Source organism: Paenarthrobacter sp. PAE-2 (genome assembly GCF_026013155.1).
GTDB lineage: Bacteria > Actinomycetota > Actinomycetes > Actinomycetales > Micrococcaceae > Arthrobacter > Arthrobacter ureafaciens.
On sequence record NZ_JAPDNV010000002.1, the window covers coordinates 209691 to 226740 of the forward strand.

Consider the following 17050-nt stretch of genomic DNA (forward strand, 5'->3'; position numbering starts at 1 on the left):
GCCGAAGGGTGAGATCTCGCGGCTTTGGCGTGTGTTTAGCCCCGAGAGCTAACCCCTCGGGGTCAGGTGCTTGGAGAGCCGGTACTCCAGCCCTTTCCTGACCGCCGGCCATTCGTGTTCGAGGATGGAAAATACCACTGTGTCGCGAAGGGCGCCGTCCTTGCTGCGGGAGTGGTTCCGCAAAACGCCGTCCTGCTTGGCCCCAAGGCGCGCGATCGCCTCACGGGACTGGTGGTTCAGCCAGTGCGTGCGGAACTCGACCGCGGGGCATCCCAACATTTCAAAAGCGTGCCGGAGCAGCAGGAGCTTGGAATCCGGGTTGGTGCCCGTTCCGTGGGCTGAGGCCGCGTTCCAGGTGGACCCGATCTCGACGCGCGGAGTGTCGGCGTCGATGTTCATGTACGTCGTCATGCCGATGAGCTTGCCGGTACTGTTCAGCCGCGTCGCGAACGGCAGCATGGAACCCGCTGATTGGAGGGCAAGACGCCGATCAATGTCGGCGGCCATGCCCTCCGGGGTTGGCACGGACGTGTACCAGAGCTTCCAGAGTTCGCCGTCAAGGGCGGCTTCCACCAGACCGTCGTGGTGCGCGGCGTCGAGGGGCTCGAGGGTTACAAAGTGGCCTTTAAGGGTAATCGGTTCAATCGCAGTCACCCGGTCAGCCTAACGGACCCAAACCAGGTCGCAGATGCGCGCGTTGAGAACGCTCTAAACGCGCCCAACTGCTACTCAGTTGGGTGGGCCCGGGCTAGTCCGTCCAGTCGAAGAAGCCCTTGCCGCTCTTCCGCCCCAACTCCCCGCGCGCCACCTTGTCCCGAAGGATCTGCGGCGGGGCAAAACGGTCACCGAGGGTGGAGTGCAGGTACTCGGCGATCCCCAACCTGACGTCCAGGCCAACAATGTCCGTGGTCTTCAGCGGGCCGGTGGGGTGCTTGTAGCCAAGCACCATGGCGGCGTCGATGTCCTCAGCGGACGCCACGCCTTCTTCGACCATCCGCATCGCTTCGAGTGCGATTGCCACGCCCAGCCGCGAGGACGCGAACCCGGGGGCGTCATTGACGACGACGGCGGTCTTGCCAAGTGCCTCGGTCCAGCTTTTCGCCGCGGCAGCAAGCTCGGGCGAGGTTTCCTTGCCAAGGACCACTTCGATGAGGGTGGAGGCCGGGACGGGGTTGAAGAAGTGCAGGCCCACGAAGTTGGCTGGACGGCGAAGTTCCTGGCCCAGTCCGGTCACGGAGAGGGAGGACGTGTTGGAGGCCAGGAAGGCATCCGCGGACAAGTGCTCCTCAACGGACCGCAGCGCCGTGACCTTGAGGTCGTAGTCCTCGGGAACAGCCTCCACCACCAAACCACAGTGAATGAAGGACTCGTAGTCCGTGGAGGTGCTGAACCGGGCGAGGACCTCTTCCGGCGATTCCGTGAGGGTGCCCCGGGCAGCGGACTTCGCTACTGCCTCGGCCACGCGGTTGTGCGCACCGGCAGCGGCCTCATGGTCACGTTCCACCACGACGACGGTGGCACCCTTGATGAGGAAGGCATGGGCAATACCTGCGCCCATGCGGCCACCGCCCAGGACTCCGATGACGTTCGGGATGGCGGGTGCTGTTGTCATTTCTGAATCCTGTCCTGAGAGGTGGCGTCGTTGGCCTTGGCGGACTTCTTATCCAGGAAGGCCTGCATCCGATCGAACTTGGCCTGGGATTCGAACAGGATCCCTTGGGCCAGGGTGTCGATCAGGGGGTGTGCTTCGGCCGGTGCGTGGAAAACCGACTTTGTGATCCGCACAGCCAAGGGGTCTTGCCGGCCGATGCGGTCCGCCAGTTTGTGGGCTGCGTCCATGAGCTCCGGGGCCTCGTGGATCTCGGTGATGAGGTTGATTCGCAGTGACTCTTCGGCACGGAGCACCGTACCGGCCAGGAGGATCTCCTTCGCCTTCGGTTCGCCCACCAGTTCCTTCAACCGCCACGTGGCACCTGCCGCGGCGAGGATGCCAAGACCCGTCTCCGGGTTGCCGATGCGCACGCTCGGAGTGCCAATGCGGAAGTCGGCGGCATAGGCCAGCTCGGCTCCCCCACCCAGGCAATAGCCGTCAAGCGCGGCGATGACGGGCATGGGCAGCTTGGCGATCCGGGCGAAGATGGTGGAGTTGATGCCTTGGAGGGCATCGTCCCGGCGCCGCTCGCGCAGTTGGCCAATGTCCGCGCCGGAGGCAAAGACTCCGTCAGTTCCGGCGATGATCAGGATCTTGGGATTCTTTTCCAGCTCGGCGCAGACCGCGTGAAGCTCATCCACCATCTTCTGGTCGATCGCGTTGCGGACTTCCGGGCGGTTCAGCAGGACGGTGAGCCGGTCCTCGCGCTCCTCGAGCAGGAGGGTGCTGAAGTCTTCCTGGTTCAGTGCCATTACACGCCTTCCAACAACATTGCCGTGCCCTGGCCGACGCCGATGCACATCGTGGCCAGGCCAAGCTTCGGTCCGGCCTGGGAGGCAAGCTCGCGCTCCATGCGGCCCAACAAAGTAATGGCAATACGTGAGCCGCTGGAACCGAGCGGGTGGCCCAAACTGATGGCACCGCCGTCGTTATTGACGATGTCCGGGTCCAGGCCCAGGCGGCGCATGGTCGCCAGCGACTGCGTGGCGAACGCTTCGTTGAGCTCCACTGCGCCGAGCTGCTCCACGGAAAGGCCGGTGCGGGCGAGGACTTTCTGCGTGGCGGGTACGGGACCGATACCCATGATCTCCGGTTCGCAGCCGGCTGAGGCACCGTCAATAATGCGCGCACGCGGCGTCAGGCCGAACTTCTTGATGGCGGCCTCGGAGGCAACGATGATAGCCGAGGCGCCGTCGTTGAGAGTGGAGGAGTTGCCTGCAGTCACGATCGAACCGCCCGGGACCACGGGACGCAGCCCGGCCAGGACGTCCATGGTGGTGCCTTCGCGGGGGCCTTCGTCGGTGTCGACGACGGTCTCGGACTTGCGCGTCTTGACCGTCACCGGGACGATCTCCTCCTTGAAACGGCCGCCGGCAATAGCAGCCAGCGCACGCTCGTGGGAGCGGACGGCGAAAGCGTCGGCGTCCTCACGCGAGATGTTGTCCACGCGCCCGACTTCTTCCGCGGTCTCCGGCATGGAATATGTCATCTTGCCGTCGCGGGAGAGATCACCCTTGGTGAAGCGCGGGTTTGCAAAGCGCCAGCCGATGGAGGTATCGAAAATCTGGCCCGGCTTGGCGAAGGCCGTTGCCGGCTTTTCCTGGACCCAGGGGGCGCGGCTCATGGATTCGACGCCACCGGCAACCACGATGTCCGCAGCCCCCGACTTGATCATCTGGCTGGCCATGATGATCGCGCTGAGGCCTGAAGCACAGAGCCGGTTGACCGTGATGCCCGGGATGTGGAGGGGAAGTCCGGCAAGGATGGTGGCCATGCGGGCCACGTTGCGGTTTTCCTCGCCTGCACCGTTGGCGTTGCCGAGGATTACCTCGTCAATGGAGTCGGGGTCGACGCCGGCCCGTTCCACTGCTTCCCGGACCACCAGGGCGGCGAGGTCGTCGGGCCGGACAGAGGAAAGTGCCCCACCATAGCGTCCGACCGGCGTCCGTGCGCCACCAACAAGAAAAGCCTCGACCATGAGAACATCCTTCGCGAAGTGAAAGGGGCCGGCACGGAATAATATACCGACCGTTCGTTCTATAAAGATTACACGGCCCGCGCGGCCGGTCAACAGATGACGGTCCTCACACCTCCCTAAATCACACGGATTCCAAGGTGGTTGGCGAGCAAGGGAGCCATCAAACTCAACTGGTAGTCATCAATGACCGCCCCGGTCAGGCCAGCCAAGCCGTTTATCCCGCGGAACTCCGAAGTGCGAAGGTCAACATCCTTGAACTTGGCGCCGGTGACGTCCAATGTTCCGATGGTGCAGTTCTTCAAGGCGACCCTGGTTCCCGTCACTCCGCCGAGATCCAACTCATTGATGATGCAGTCGGAGATCTGGACATCCACCAACTTGGAGCCGCGCAGGTTCACGAAGTCCAGCTTGCCGCCGTCGATTCGGACGGAGCGCCAACTTCCCTCATAAAGTTCGGCCGAGCCCCACCTGGGATTGGTGATCTCCACGTCCTGCCATGATGTCCTCGCAGCCGGGAACACCGGGGCGAACGGCTCGGCGAAGATGCAGTCGCGGAAGGTTGCTCCCCGCAGCTGGGCTTCATTGAAGGAGACGCCGTTGAATTCACATTCGATGAAGTCCGCCCCGCTCAGCTCTTCCCCGTCCGCGGAGGCCCGGGTGAAGCGGATACCGTCATACCGTTCCCCGCGCTGGAAGTCCGGGGCGTCGTCGTCGCGCAGTTCATCCAGCCGCACCGGCGGGACCTTGGGTGCGGCAACTTTGCCGGCCGCCATCAGAGCGACTCCGCCTTGGCAGCGATCTCGGCAAGGTCCTTGCCCAACGCCTTGCGCGTGAAGCTCATGCCGAGCTTGCCGAACAGGGCCATGCCCACCTTGCTCAAGAAAGTCGGCTTCAGAACCTCTGCCCCGAAGGTAACAGTCAGGTCCGTTCCGGCGTCGCGCCCGGCAAGGCTGAAGCGGGTGGTGTAGGCGGCACCGCCTTGGAGTGCCTTGACCGTTGTACTCCGGGGCGGATCGGCCTCCGCGACCCACATTTCCACGGTTTCCTGCCTGCCCATCATGGTGCGGGTCTCTTTCCAGCGGGTTCCTTCGCCGTACGGGCCCTCGCTGAGCATCTGGACGGAATCGATGCCGGACAGCGTGGCAGCAGAACCGGGGATGTCAGAGATGACCGCCCAAACCTTCTCCGGGCTCGCATTGATGTGCTGGGTCAGCGTGGTGGTGTGTTCCATACATCGAGCCTAGACCCGGGCACTGACACTCCCAACTGACTGGCAGCAGGGGTTGTTCTGAGGCTCCAGAGCAACCCCTATTGCCAGTCAGTTGGGCTTCCGTGCGCGAAGGCTGTGGATAACGTCCCGCGCTGACGGAAGGTTTGCCAGCATGAGGAGATGCGACTCCCACAATCACTGCCGGAAGCCCTCCCGTCAGTTCCGTTCACATGGCAGGAAGCGCTCGACGCCAGCGTCTCGCGTCAGCGCTGGAGGCACCGCGCGCTTGGGGCACCAAGCAGGGGCATCCGGGCCCCTCCGAACGGTGAAGCCGGGCTGCCGAAGATCGTTCGGCCCTTCACGGTGATCACTCCCTTTTCGGCAGCTTCGCACGCCACGGCATTTGTCTTGTGGGGGTTTCCGGGCTTCCTGCCTGGCAGCCATGAAACCATCATCCACATCTCACGCCCGGACACCATGGCCATCCCGCGGCGCAAGGGAGTCAAAGGGCATGTGGGCGCCTGGCTTTGGAACAGGCCAGGGTTGGCGCCGATTCAGCGCCCGAGACGCGACTCCGGCTGGCACTTGAGCGGGCCGGGCTGCCCGAACCGGAACTCAACCATCCCACGGAACTGGGTTTCGGCGTCGTACGTGAACCCGACCTTGGCTACCGCGAACAGCGCGTCGCCGTGGAGTACGTAGGCGAGGGTCATTCAGAGCCCGCGCAGATTGTCCGGGACATAGAACGCGAGGAAGACTACAGCCGTGCGGGCTGGCACTTGGTGCGGATATCCAAACGGCACATGGGCAACGACGCAAGGTTTGCTGTGTCCAAGGTGCTGGCCGCGATGCAGGAGCGCGGGTGGACGCCCAAGTAGCTGGCAATAGGGGTTGTTCTGAGGCTCCAGAGCAACCCCTATTGCCAGTCAGCTGCTTAGGAGAACAGCTCGCTCTTGGGCTGGTTGTTCTTGACCTTCTGCCAACCGAGCCACAGCACCACTGCGAAGAACGGAATAGTGGCCAAGGTCCAGAGGCCCAGCAGGAAGACGTCGCCGGTGGTCTTGTCCGTGACGGTGTCGAAGCCGATCAGGACCGTAATGGCCAGCAGCGCCACGAGGCCGATCCAGCTGGTCCAGGGCGAGCCCGGCATGGGCAGGGAGGACACGTTACCGCGTTTCTTGCGCAGCGCGATCTGGCTCGCGAAGATCGAACCCCATGTGAAGATCACGCCAATGGAAGCGGTGTTCAGCGCGAGGTCGAACGCGTGCGAACCACCCAGCCAGATGTTCAGGAGGATGCCCACAAGGTACACGCCGCCGATCGCCAGGATGGCCGCAAACGGCACATGACGGGAGGACATCCGGGTCAGCCACTGCGGGGCGTGCCCGTTGTTGGCCATGGTGCGGAAGATGCGGCCGATCGAGTACAGGCCGGAGTTGCAGGAAGAAAGCGCTGCGGTGATGACGATCATGTTCATCACATCGCCCATCCAGCCAAGGCCCATCTGGCCAAACACGGTGACGAACGGCGACGTGCCGGCTACGTACTGGTCGGACGGGAGGAGCATGGCCAACAGGGTCACGGAACCGACGTAGAACACCACAATGCGGAAGACGACGGCGCGGATCGCCTTGGGAACTTCACGCTCCGGATTCTCCATCTCACCTGCGGTGATGCCCACGAGCTCGATTGCGTTGTAGGCGAAGATCACGGCGTTCAGGACGAGGATCATCACCAGGCCGCCCTTGGGGAACATCCCGCCGTCAGAGTGGAAGAGGTTGGCCACGGAAGCGTTGCCGTCGCCCACTTGTGCGTTGGTGACCACCATGAAGGTGCCCACAGCCAGGAAGATCACGATCGCGGCAACCTTGAGGCAGGAAGCCCAGAATTCGAATTCACCGAAGGCCTTGACGCTGAACAGGTTCACGGCCACCAGCAGCACCAGCGCTGCGATGGCAGAGAGTTCAACCGGAACATTCGGGAAGAAGAACTGGAAGTAGAGGCCGATCGCGATCAGTTCCGCGATGCCGGTCATGGCCCAGTTGATGAAGTACATCCAACCGGACAGGTACGCGCCTTTCTTGCCGAACATTTCACCGGCGTAGCTCACGAACGAGCCCGAGGTCTGGCGGTACATGATGAGTTCGCCCAAGGCGCGCATCAGGAGGTAGGCGATGACGCCGGCAATGGCGTAGGAGAAGATCAGGGCCGGGCCGGTGGAAGCCAAACGGCCACCTGCGCCCATGAACAGGCCAACGCCGATCGCGCCGCCCATGGCAATCATGGTCACGTGACGGCGGCTGAGCGTCTTCTGGTAACCCTCTGCGCTGAGGGTAGAGCCTGCGGCCGTGGATGGGGCCGTGGGCTTGAGGTCTGTGGGGGTACTTTGCGGCACAGCTGTTTCCTTGTGGGTTGGGGTCTTGCTGTAGGGGGCTGCGCCCGGTGCCGGAGCACGGGCGGTTTTGGCACAGGAAATTCGGAGATTTCCCCTTTGGGAATCCCGTTCTGTGACGTGGACCGCAGAACGTCGAACGTTCGCGCAACCCGTCTATCTTACGGCATGTGACGCTGCACCCGTGACGAAGGCAACAAATGGGCTCCTGAGCAGGGCAGGAACCGCTACAGCAACCCGCCGTCCCGCATGCCGTACCGCACCCACGCTCCGGCCGCACCGGCCCCGCCCGAACCCGCCGCGCACCGGTCGAACCACTCACCCAACGCACGGTCGTGGCTCACGATCACCACGGTTCCCGAAAAGTTTGCGAGCGCCGCCTCCAACTGCTCCACCAACACGGGAGCCAGATGGTTGGTGGGTTCGTCCACGATCATGGTGTCGTAGCCGCCCAGCAGGATCCGGGCGAGGGCAAGCCGGCGTTGCTGCCCGGCCGAGAGCCCTCCAACCGGCACATGGAACTCTGCGGGACGGAACAGCCCCAGCCGCAACAGGTCCTCGGCATGGTCATCGATGGTGCCGCCCAGCCCGGCGGCAAAGGCCGGGAGCAGGCGCAGCTCCGGGCGGGAAGGCACGTCGAGTTCCTGCTGCAGGTAGCCGACCCTGCCGGGTGCAGCCACGGAACCGGCGGCTGGTTCCAGGACACCGGCCAGGACTGATAACAAGGTGGATTTGCCGGCACCGTTGGGGCCGGTGATGAGGACCTTCTGCCCGGCTTCCACCCGCAGGTCGGTGGGCTGGAGACGGCCCGGAACGCTGACGCCGCGGGCTTCCAGGGCCGGCTCGGAGACGTCCACGGCCACCGCGTCCAAGGGAGCGGCAAGCTTCAGAGGTACGGGCGGCCGGTCCACCGGGTTTTCCTCGAGCCTCCGGAGCCGCTCCCGGGCGTTGCGGACTTTGCTCGCAGCCGCCCGTTGCCAGGTGCCGCTCTTGAAGCTGAAGGCCATCTTGTCCTTGTCCCGCCTGCGCCCGTAGCCCATGCGGTCCGCCACGGTGGCCGCTTGAAGCCGTTCGGCGGAGATGGCGTCCACCCAGCCTTCGTACTGTTGGGCCCAGCGGGCGCGTTCGGCAGCTTTCTCGCGAAGGTAGCCGTCGTAGCCGTTTCCGTAGCGGTTCACGGAGCGACGGTCAGCATCCACCTCAATGATGGTGCTGGCAACTTTCTTCAGCAGGACACGGTCGTGGGAGACAACCACCACGGTTCCCCGGTGCGCAGCCAGCCGGGACTCCAACCAGGCGGTGCCGGTGGCGTCGAGGTGGTTGGTGGGCTCGTCCAGGAGCAGCGCTTCTGCGGGGTCGGCGAGCAGGCAGGCGAGCGCCACCCGCTCTTGCTCGCCGCCGGACAGGGAGCCAAGCGTTCGACGGCGGTCCACGCCTCCGAGCCCCAGTTTGTCCAGCGCTGCTTCCACCCGGGATTCGGCGGCGTACCCTTCGCGGAGCTGGTATTCGGTTTGCAGGCTGCCGTAGAGCTCAAGCGTCTCCGTGCCGGCCTCGGACAGGCCGCGTTCCAGCTCGGCAATCCGCGCTTCGAGGGCACGGAGCGCACCAAGGGAGGCGTCGATGGCGTCCCCCACGGTCAGCGACTCCGCCATCCCGTGTGTCTGCGCGAGGTAACCCACGCGGTAGGCGGGGTTGCCGGAGAAGCCGGCTTCGCCGTCGTCGGGCGTTTCGATCCCGGCCAGAAGGCGGAGCAGCGTGGATTTACCGGCACCGTTCTCGCCCACGACCGCAACATGCTCGCCATAGGGGATCACCAGGTGGACAGCATCAAAAAGTTGGCGGTCCCCGTAGCCGTGGGAAACGCCGGAAAGGTGAAGGTGGTCAGTCATGAGGTGTCCTCGCAGGTCCGTAGCAGGCAGATGGCCAGGGGTGTACGGGGGATACAGCCGGATAGTGGCTGCTCTCAAGACTTCATCGGTCCAGACTGCCCGCTGGGAAGCGGGCGCGTCAAGGGCCTAGACCGCCAGCGCCCGCTTCCGCCGGGCTTTCGCGAGCCGGGTTCCGATGAGCCCCTGCCGCGGGCTGAACAGATACACGACGGCGAACACCGCACCCTGGGTGACCACCACCATGGCGCCCGAGGCGGTGTCCAGGTAGTAGCTCAGGTAGATGCCAGCCACGGAGCACACCACGGAGATCACCGGAGCAATGACCAGCATTCGGTTGAAACGGTCCGTCAGCAGGTAGGCCGTGGAGCCGGGAATGATGAGCATCGCCACCACCAGGACGACGCCGACGGTCTGCAACGCAACCACAGAGGTCAGGGCGAGCAACCCCAGCAGGAGGGCGCCCAGCAGCCGTGGCGACAGGCCGATTGCGTGCGCGTGCGTGGGGTCGAAGGCGTAGAGCGTCAGGTCCCGCCTCTTGAGGATCAAAATAGCGAAGGCGACGGCCCCGAGAATGACCACTTGGACCAGGTCCGCGACGCTTACGCCCAGCAGGTTGCCGAAGATGATGTGGTTCAGGTCGGTTTGGCTGGGCGTCACGGAAATCAGCACCAGGCCAAAGGCAAAGAGTGAGGTGAAGACGATCCCGATCGCCGCATCCTCCTTGACCCGGCTGGTGTTCCGCACAACGCCGATGAGGGTCACCGCCAAGAGCGCGAACACCAAAGCGCCCAGCGCGAAAGGCGCACCCACGATGTAGGCCAGCACGACGCCGGGAAGCACCGCATGCGAGACGGCGTCGCCCATGAGCGACCAGCCGATGAGGACCAGCCAGCAGCTGAGCACGGCACACACCACTGCGGCGATGGCCGTGGTGGCGAGGGCACGGACCATGAAGTCGTAGCTGAGGGGTTCGAGCAGGAATTCCATCTCAGCCCCTGTTCATGACGTCGAGGCCGAAAGCCATGGCCAGGTTTTCCGGTTGCAGCACCACGTCCGGGCTTCCGTGCATCAGCACTTTGCGCATGAGGAGGACTGCTTCGTCGCAGAGCTGCGGGAGCGCATGGAGATCGTGGGTGGAGACCAGGATGGTGGCGCCATCGGCGGCCAGTTCCTTGAGCAGCCGGGTGATGGTGGCCTCGGAGCGTTTGTCCACCCCGGCGAACGGCTCATCAAGCAGCATCATGGTGGCGTCCTGGGCAATGCCCCGGGCCACGAAGGCGCGTTTCTTCTGCCCGCCGGACAGTTGCCCGATTTGACGGTCGGCAAAGTCAGCCAGTTCCACGCGTTCCAAGGCGTGCTCGACGGCGTCGCGGTCGGCTTTGCGGGGCCGGCGCGTGAAACCCAGATGCCCGTAGCGGCCCATCATCACTACGTCGCGGACGGACAACGGGAAGGCCCAGTCCACTTCTTCGCTTTGTGGAACGTAACCGATGCCCGCCTCTTTGCGGATCTTTGCCGGCGGATGGCCGTTGACCAGGACCCGCCCGGTGTCCGGCTTGACCATGCCCATGATGGTCTTGAACAGCGTGGACTTTCCCGAGCCGTTCATGCCCACGAGGCCGCAAATGCGCGAGCGTTCCAGGGTCAGCGATGCCGAGTCCAGGGCGAGCACCTCGCCATAGTGGACGGTGACGTTTTCAACAGCAATGGCCGGGGTGCTCATGCCGTTCCTCCTGTGAGGGCCTCGGTGATGATTTTGGCGTCGTGCCGGATCAGGTCCAGGTACGTGGGTACGGGGCCGCCCGCTTCAGACAGTGAATCTACGTACAGCACTCCGCCGAACTTCGCTCCGGTGGCTCCCACCACTTGCTGCATGGGTGCATCGGACACGGTTGATTCGCAGAAGACTGCGGGCACCTGGTTGTCCTTGACGAACCCGATTGCCCGGGCGATTTGCTGCGGCGTGGCTTGCTGTTCGGCGTTCACGGCCCAGATGTAGACCTCCTTGAGGCCGGCGTCCCGGGCCAGGTAGGAGAACGCCCCTTCGCAGGTGACCAGGGCCCGGTGATTTTCCGGCAGGACGGACAGCTTGGACACCATCTCGTCCTTCACTTCCTGCAGCCGGGAGTTGTAGGCCTTGGCGTTGGCTTCGAATTCGGAAGCGTGCTCCGGCGCCAGGCCGGCAAAGGCCTTGGCCATGTTGTTTGCGTAGATCTGGACGTTGTCCGGCGACATCCAGGCATGCGGGTTGGGCTTGCCGCGGTAGCTGTCTTCGCCAATGTCCATGACTTTCACGCCCTCGCTGACCACGGCGTGGGGAACGTCCAGGCCTTCGACGAACTGCGCGAACCAGGCTTCCAGGTTCAACCCGTTATCCAGGATGAGGTCCGCTTGCGCCGCCTTGCGGATGTCTCCGGGCGTGGGCTCGTAGCCGTGGATTTCCGCGCCTGCCTTGGTGATGGATTCCACCTGCAGTTTGTCTCCGGCGACGTTCTTTGCAATGTCTGCGAGGACCGTGAAGGTGGTGAGCACAACGGGCTTGTCTGAGTTGCTCGCAGTGGAGTTGCCACCGCAGGCCGAGAGCCCCAGCACCACGGCAATGGAGGCCAGGAAAGCAACGAAACGGCGGACAACTTTGGCGAGCCGAAACGGAAAGTTAGGCATACCGAAAATTGTAGCGGCCCCCGGTTGCGGGCGGCAAAGCTAGGCTGTTCATATGGGCACAATTTCCACGCAGACAAGGCTCTACAGGTTCAATGCCCTGGATGCTGCCGCCGTTGCCGCATACGTGGGCTTTACCCTGTACTTCACCTTCTTCGGCGCGTCCGTCGAGCGGCTGATGCTTCAGCTGTTTCCCGAGCCGGCCACAGCGTCCTACGCGGTCAACGCGGTCTTCTATGCCGCCGTCGGGCTTTTCGCCGTAGCCTCCGCCTGGCGGGTGGCCGGCCGCGACCTCAAAATCCTGGGCACGCGGCCGTGGTTCACGCTGGGCATGGTGCCGTTGGCCGTGGTGGCGATGCTGATCCTCACTGCGCTCCTGGTGGCCGCCCTGGGGACCGCGCAGAGTTCCGAGAACCAACTGGGGATCCAAGGCCTGCTGCAGCAGGTGCCCGCCTGGCTGATGGTTCCGTTGCTGGTGTTGGTGGGGCCGTTCGTAGAGGAATACCTCTTCAGGCATTTGTTGATCGGGAAATTGTCCAAATACGTCAACATCTGGGTGTGCTGCGCCATCTCCACCGTGGTGTTCGCGTCGATCCACACGATCGGACGCGAGGGTCTGGAGTTGTCTGCGCTGGCGCCGTACCTTGGCATGGCCGTGGTCCTGGTGGGCGTCTACGTCTGGACGGGCAAGAACCTGATGTTCGCCTACTTCGTCCACGCGACCAAGAACCTCCTCGCCGTGGTGCTGATCTACGCCATCCCCGCGGAACTCCTCACCAACTGACCCCACCCCCAAAAACACCCAACTGGGTCGCATTTGTGCGCGTTTTGAGCCCTGAAAACGCGCACAAATGCGACCCAGTTGGGGGAACCCGGACGGAAGGTGACCGCAAAGCCCTACCCGGCCACCCGCAGCGGGAATAGCTTGGAGCACATGACACTCAACATCCAGGTGGTAGTGGACTGCAAGAACCCGCACGAGCTCGCCGATTGGTGGGCCGAAACCCTCGAATGGACGGTGGAGCCGCAGGACGAGGACTTCATCCGGTCCATGATCCAGAAGGGCTACGCAACCGAGGACCAGACCATCACGCACAACGGCAAGCTGGTATGGGCCGAAGGCTGCGCGATTGTTCCAGCCGAGGACAAGGACCCAAAGACCGGCCGGCGGATCCTCTTCCAGACAGACCCGAACCCGAAGAGCGTCAAGAACCGGGTGCACTGGGACGTGCGCCTGGACGGCCGGGACAAGGACGTGGTCCGCAAGGAACTGGAAGCGCGCGGTGCCACCCATCTATGGACCGCCAGCCAGGGGCCGCACGAGTGGCACACCATGGCCGACCCCGAGGGCAACGAGTTCTGCATCAGCTAAGGAGCGTTACTAGACTCGGACTGTGAACAACGATCTCCCTGCCAAGGTTTCCGACGTCTTTGACCCTTCACGCTGGCGCACCGTTTCCGGCTTCGACGACTTCAAGGACATGACGTACCACCGGCAGGTTGAGCGCACGGCTGAAGGAATCAGGGACCTCCCCACCGTCCGGATCGCCTTCAACAGGCCCGAAGTCCGCAACGCATTCCGCCCCGGCACCGTGGATGAGCTGTACCGGGCCATGGACCACGCCCGCATGACCCCCTACGTGGCAACGGTGCTGCTCACCGGCAACGGCCCCTCCCCCAAGGACGGCGGACACTCGTTCTGTTCCGGCGGGGACCAGCGGATCCGCGGCCGGGACGGCTACCGCTACCCCGTAGAAGACGCTGCAGGCGACTCCGCTGAATACATAGACCCCGCCCGCGCCGGCCGGCTCCACATCCTTGAAGTCCAGCGGCTCATGCGCACCATGCCCAAGGTGGTCATCGCCGTCGTCAACGGTTGGGCTGCCGGCGGCGGCCACTCGCTCCACGTGGTCAGCGACCTCACCATCGCCTCCCGCCAGCACGGCAAGTTCAAGCAGACGGACGCCACGGTAGGAAGTTTCGACGCCGGATACGGCTCAGCGCTGCTGGCCCGCCAGATCGGCCAGAAAGCCGCGCGCGAGATCTTCTTCCTGGCCCGCGAATACTCCGCCGAGGACATGGTGCGCATGGGCGCGGTCAACGAGGCGGTGGACCACGAACGGCTGGAAGAAGTAGCCCTGGAGTACGCCGCGGACATCGCCCGCCAGTCCCCGCAGGCCATCCGCATGCTCAAGTTCGCGTTCAACCTGGCCGACGACGGACTGGCAGGCCAGCAGGTCTTCGCCGGTGAAGCCACCCGCCTGGCCTACATGACGGACGAAGCCGTGGAGGGCAAGGAAGCCTTCCTGCAGAAACGCGACCCCGACTGGTCCAACTTCCCCTACTACTTCTAGGACCGGCATGGACATCGATCCCATCCTGAAGGCCCTGTCCGCTGCCCTCCATGGCGAGGGCCCCGCCGTCGAAATCGTCACCGACGCGGACGGCCGGCCCAGCGCCGTACCCGTGGAAACCGGCGTCGAGGACGCTGCCGTGGTGGTCCGCACCTCGGGCTCCACCGGGACACCCAAGGCGACCGTCCTCACGGTCGATGCGCTCGCGGCGTCGTCCGTGGGCACGGCCATGACGCTGCGCGCCGAGGGCCAGTGGTTGCTGGCACTTCCGCTCCAGTATGTGGCCGGGGTGCAGGTGCTGGTGCGTTCGCTGTATGCGGGCACCAGGCCGTGGGTGATGGACCTGTCCAGCGGCTTCACCCCGGAGGCGTTCACGGCCGCCGCGCAGGAGCTGACGGACAAGGTCCGCTTCACGTCGTTGGTGCCCACGCAGCTGCAGCGCCTGCTCGACTCCCCCGCCCCTGAAACCCTGGCCGCGCTGCGCCGTTTCAACGCCATCCTGCTGGGCGGTGCCCCCGCTTCCGCCGAACTGCTCGCAACCGCCCACGCTGAGGGCTTGAAGGTGGTCACCACCTACGGCTCGGCCGAGACGTGCGGCGGGTGCGTGTACGACGGCGAGCCCCTGGACGGCGTCGAGGTCCGGATCGGCACGGGCGAACTGGAAGGGCGCATCCTGCTGGGCGGCGAAACGGTGGCGGCCGGTTACCTTGACGGCGGCTCTCCCGCAAAGGGCGCGTTCTTCGAGGAGGACGGCGTCCGCTGGTACGTCACCGGCGATCTCGGCGAACTCTCCGACGACGGCAAGCTCACCGTGCTGGGCCGCGCGGACGACGTCATCATCACCGGAGGCGTCAAGGCCTCCGCCGCGTACATCCAAAGCAAGCTCGAAGAGCTCGACGGCGTCACGGCCGCTTTCGTGGCCGGCGTCCCCTCGCGTGAGTGGGGCCAGGCCGTGGCAGCGTACGTGGTCATGGCGGATCCGACGCCGGCCGGCATCCAAGGCTTCACCGGCCGCCGCGAGGCAGCCCTGGGAGTCCTCAGCCCCAAAACAGTGCTGGTGGAGAAGGAACTGCTCATGCTGCCGAACGGGAAACCGGACCGGCTGGCCATGACCGAACAGCTCAACCGGCTGCATCAGGGACAATAGGACAGATTCGTCCCAACCGAAGATCAAAGCGAAACACACGAGGTACTGCACGTGGCGACAGCTGCACAATGGATTCAAGGAGCCAGGCTCCGAACACTGCCCGCGGCGATCGCGCCGGTCCTGATCGGCTCCGCGGCGGCGTTTGAACTCCAGGCATTCAAGCTGCCGAACGCCATCCTCGCCGCACTTGTGGCGCTGCTGCTCCAAGTCGGCGTGAACTACGCCAACGACTACTCCGACGGCATTCGCGGCACCGACGAGGAACGCGTGGGGCCGCTGCGCCTGGTAGGTTCCGGCGTTGCCAAGCCTGAGCAGGTGAAGTGGGCCGCGTTCGGGCTGTTCGGGCTGGCCATGCTGTGCGGTTTGATCCTGGTGATCATCACCCAGGCGTGGTGGCTGATCCTGGTGGGCATCGGCTGCGTCCTGGCCGCCTGGGGCTACACCGGGGGCAAGAACCCCTATGGCTACATGGGCCTGGGCGATGTGTTCGTCTTCGTGTTCTTCGGGCTCGTGGCTACGCTCGGAACCACGTACACCCAGGCAGGGCAGGTGAGCCTCGCCGCCGTCGTAGGTGCGATCGGAACCGGCCTTATTGCGTGTGCCCTGCTGATGGCCAATAACGTCCGGGACATTCCTACGGACACCGCCGCCGGCAAGCGCACCCTGGCCGTCCGGCTGGGTGACCGCCACGCCCGGGAAAGCTACGTGCTGATGCTCGGTGTGGCTATCCTGCTGGTCATCGTGCTGGCGCCCACCAAGCCGTGGATGCTGATAGTGCTGCTGCTGATCCCCGCCTGCCTCATGCCGGCGTGGCTCATGATCAACGGCAAGAAGCGCAAGAGCCTCATCCCGGTGCTCAAGCAGACCGGCCTGATCAACCTCGGCTACAGCCTGCTGTTCTCGCTCGGACTGATCCTCACCCGGATTTAGGCGTTGGGCCGCTTGTCCGTGTTGATGGATACGTCCGGGTTCTGCTCCACCAGGCCGTCCTCGGCAGCGGCATCGTCCACTTCGCCCGCAGTGCGCATGGGTTTGGCACGCCCGGAGAAACGTTCACGCATGGCCGCCGTGGCCTCGTCACGCTGCTTCTGGAAGAACAGGTAGCTGATGGCAAAGGCGATCAGCCCGGCAAAGATCACTGCCAGGAACACTCCGGTCCCCAAAAACAGGAAAAGGACGAACAGAGGCACGAAAAGCGCCAAACGGATCAGGGAATACTTCAGGAAAGCCACCCTTCAAGTTTAGCCGCCCGATTCATTGCACTCTGATCACAGCCTCTGGAGGGGATCCAGCGAACCGCTCCGGGCGACTAGACTTGGTGCATGCTCCGGGTTGTTGGCGTCGTCGTCGTCCTTGTTGTCTTCGTGTACGCCCTTGTGGATGTCATCCGCACAGACCGCCACGCCACCCGCGGGATTTCCAAACCGGCCTGGATCGTGGTCATGATCGTCCTGCCAGTGCTTGGCGCCATACTCTGGTTTATCTTCGGGCGCCCCTACGGCAAGCCTTCGGCACAACCCGTCCGCCGCTACCCCACGGCCCCCGACGACGATCCCGAGTTCCTCCGCAACCTCGAACTCCGCAGGCGCAACCAGGCAGAAGAAGAACGGCTGAAGAAGCTCAAGGCCGAGCTCGACGCCAAGGAGCGCAAACTCAAGGATTCCAAGGGCCCGGAGGGAACGGGCGGACCCAAGGGCAAAGGTTTTGCTGCCGGTGAGGCCAAGCATGGCGAGCCGGACCCCCATGATACCGATGAGCTGAAGTAGGT

General features: G+C 64.3%; 19 protein-coding genes. 7 read left to right on the forward strand and 12 right to left on the reverse strand.

The genetic code is table 11. The features are described 5' to 3' along the window. Positions 1–48 precede the first annotated feature (48 nt). The 6 genes from OCL88_RS01945 to OCL88_RS01970 all read right to left on the reverse strand — a co-directional run bounded on the left by OCL88_RS01945 (position 49) and on the right by OCL88_RS01970 (position 4860). Complete coding sequence (locus OCL88_RS01945; protein WP_264961417.1) at positions 49–654, reverse strand: GNAT family N-acetyltransferase; 606 nt, start codon at positions 652–654, stop codon at positions 49–51. A 94-nt stretch (positions 655–748) separates the two neighbouring features. Next, complete coding sequence (locus OCL88_RS01950) at positions 749–1612, reverse strand: 3-hydroxyacyl-CoA dehydrogenase family protein (protein WP_264961418.1); 864 nt, start codon at positions 1610–1612, stop codon at positions 749–751. Further along, positions 1609–2403, reverse strand: a complete 795-nt coding sequence (locus OCL88_RS01955) for an enoyl-CoA hydratase/isomerase family protein (protein WP_264961419.1) — start codon at positions 2401–2403, stop codon at positions 1609–1611. Before OCL88_RS01955 ends, OCL88_RS01950 begins: the two co-directional genes overlap by 4 nt. Continuing rightward, positions 2403–3629: a thiolase family protein gene (locus OCL88_RS01960; protein WP_264961420.1), complete on the reverse strand. Its 1227-nt coding sequence runs from the start codon at positions 3627–3629 to the stop codon at positions 2403–2405. The genes OCL88_RS01955 and OCL88_RS01960 overlap by 1 nt, the downstream gene beginning before the upstream one ends. 116 nt (positions 3630–3745) lie before the next feature. Continuing rightward, positions 3746–4402, reverse strand: coding sequence for a pentapeptide repeat-containing protein (locus OCL88_RS01965; RefSeq protein WP_264961421.1), 657 nt, complete (start codon positions 4400–4402; stop codon positions 3746–3748). Beyond that, positions 4402–4860, reverse strand: a complete 459-nt coding sequence (locus tag OCL88_RS01970; protein WP_264961422.1) for an SRPBCC family protein — start codon at positions 4858–4860, stop codon at positions 4402–4404. Before OCL88_RS01970 ends, OCL88_RS01965 begins: the two co-directional genes overlap by 1 nt. A gap of 506 nt (positions 4861–5366) precedes the next feature. On the opposite strand from OCL88_RS01970, the gene OCL88_RS01975 reads away from it, so the two are divergent. Next, positions 5367–5717, forward strand: a complete 351-nt coding sequence (locus OCL88_RS01975; protein WP_264961423.1) for a hypothetical protein — start codon at positions 5367–5369, stop codon at positions 5715–5717. Between the two features lie 56 nt (positions 5718–5773). Here the strand turns inward: OCL88_RS01975 and OCL88_RS01980 are convergent, their stop codons facing one another. From OCL88_RS01980 to OCL88_RS02000, 5 genes are all read right to left on the reverse strand, one after another. Beyond that, positions 5774–7234 carry an amino acid permease gene (locus OCL88_RS01980; protein WP_021473855.1) on the reverse strand — a complete coding sequence of 487 codons (1461 nt, stop codon included), beginning with the start codon at positions 7232–7234 and terminating at the stop codon, positions 5774–5776. Positions 7235–7458: 224 nt separating this feature from the next. Then, positions 7459–9120, reverse strand: a complete 1662-nt coding sequence (locus tag OCL88_RS01985) for an ABC-F family ATP-binding cassette domain-containing protein (RefSeq protein WP_264961424.1) — start codon at positions 9118–9120, stop codon at positions 7459–7461. 126 nt (positions 9121–9246) lie between these two features. Further along, on the reverse strand, positions 9247–10107 hold the full coding sequence (locus tag OCL88_RS01990) for a metal ABC transporter permease (RefSeq protein ID WP_201433600.1): 861 nt from the start codon (positions 10105–10107) through the stop codon (positions 9247–9249). A gap of 1 nt (position 10108) precedes the next feature. Continuing rightward, positions 10109–10843 carry a metal ABC transporter ATP-binding protein gene (locus OCL88_RS01995; RefSeq protein WP_166186657.1) on the reverse strand — a complete coding sequence of 245 codons (735 nt, stop codon included), beginning with the start codon at positions 10841–10843 and terminating at the stop codon, positions 10109–10111. Beyond that, positions 10840–11784: a metal ABC transporter substrate-binding protein gene (locus OCL88_RS02000; RefSeq protein WP_264961425.1), complete on the reverse strand. Its 945-nt coding sequence runs from the start codon at positions 11782–11784 to the stop codon at positions 10840–10842. Before OCL88_RS02000 ends, OCL88_RS01995 begins: the two co-directional genes overlap by 4 nt. A 52-nt stretch (positions 11785–11836) precedes the next feature. On the opposite strand from OCL88_RS02000, the gene OCL88_RS02005 reads away from it, so the two are divergent. From OCL88_RS02005 to OCL88_RS02025, 5 genes are all read left to right on the forward strand, one after another. Then, positions 11837–12565 carry a CPBP family intramembrane glutamic endopeptidase gene (locus tag OCL88_RS02005; protein WP_021473850.1) on the forward strand — a complete coding sequence of 243 codons (729 nt, stop codon included), beginning with the start codon at positions 11837–11839 and terminating at the stop codon, positions 12563–12565. A 150-nt stretch (positions 12566–12715) separates the two neighbouring features. Then, the gene (locus OCL88_RS02010; protein WP_264961426.1) at positions 12716–13153 is read left to right on the forward strand and encodes a VOC family protein; all 438 of its coding nucleotides are present in this window, start codon (positions 12716–12718) and stop codon (positions 13151–13153) included. A 22-nt stretch (positions 13154–13175) separates the two neighbouring features. Then, positions 13176–14135 carry a 1,4-dihydroxy-2-naphthoyl-CoA synthase gene (locus tag OCL88_RS02015; RefSeq protein WP_264961427.1) on the forward strand — a complete coding sequence of 320 codons (960 nt, stop codon included), beginning with the start codon at positions 13176–13178 and terminating at the stop codon, positions 14133–14135. 7 nt (positions 14136–14142) lie between these two features. Beyond that, positions 14143–15282, forward strand: coding sequence for an AMP-binding protein (locus OCL88_RS02020; protein ID WP_264961428.1), 1140 nt, complete (start codon positions 14143–14145; stop codon positions 15280–15282). A gap of 51 nt (positions 15283–15333) precedes the next feature. Then, a complete protein-coding gene (locus tag OCL88_RS02025; RefSeq protein WP_166186661.1) occupies positions 15334–16212 on the forward strand; it encodes a 1,4-dihydroxy-2-naphthoate polyprenyltransferase in 879 nt (292 codons plus the stop codon). Here the strand turns inward: OCL88_RS02025 and OCL88_RS02030 are convergent. Next, positions 16209–16514, reverse strand: coding sequence for a DUF4229 domain-containing protein (locus OCL88_RS02030; RefSeq protein ID WP_021473845.1), 306 nt, complete (start codon positions 16512–16514; stop codon positions 16209–16211). The genes OCL88_RS02025 and OCL88_RS02030 overlap by 4 nt on opposite strands. A gap of 90 nt (positions 16515–16604) precedes the next feature. On the opposite strand from OCL88_RS02030, the gene OCL88_RS02035 reads away from it, so the two are divergent. Then, positions 16605–17048 carry a PLD nuclease N-terminal domain-containing protein gene (locus tag OCL88_RS02035; protein WP_179012177.1) on the forward strand — a complete coding sequence of 148 codons (444 nt, stop codon included), beginning with the start codon at positions 16605–16607 and terminating at the stop codon, positions 17046–17048. The last annotated feature ends 2 nt before the right edge of the window (positions 17049–17050 follow it).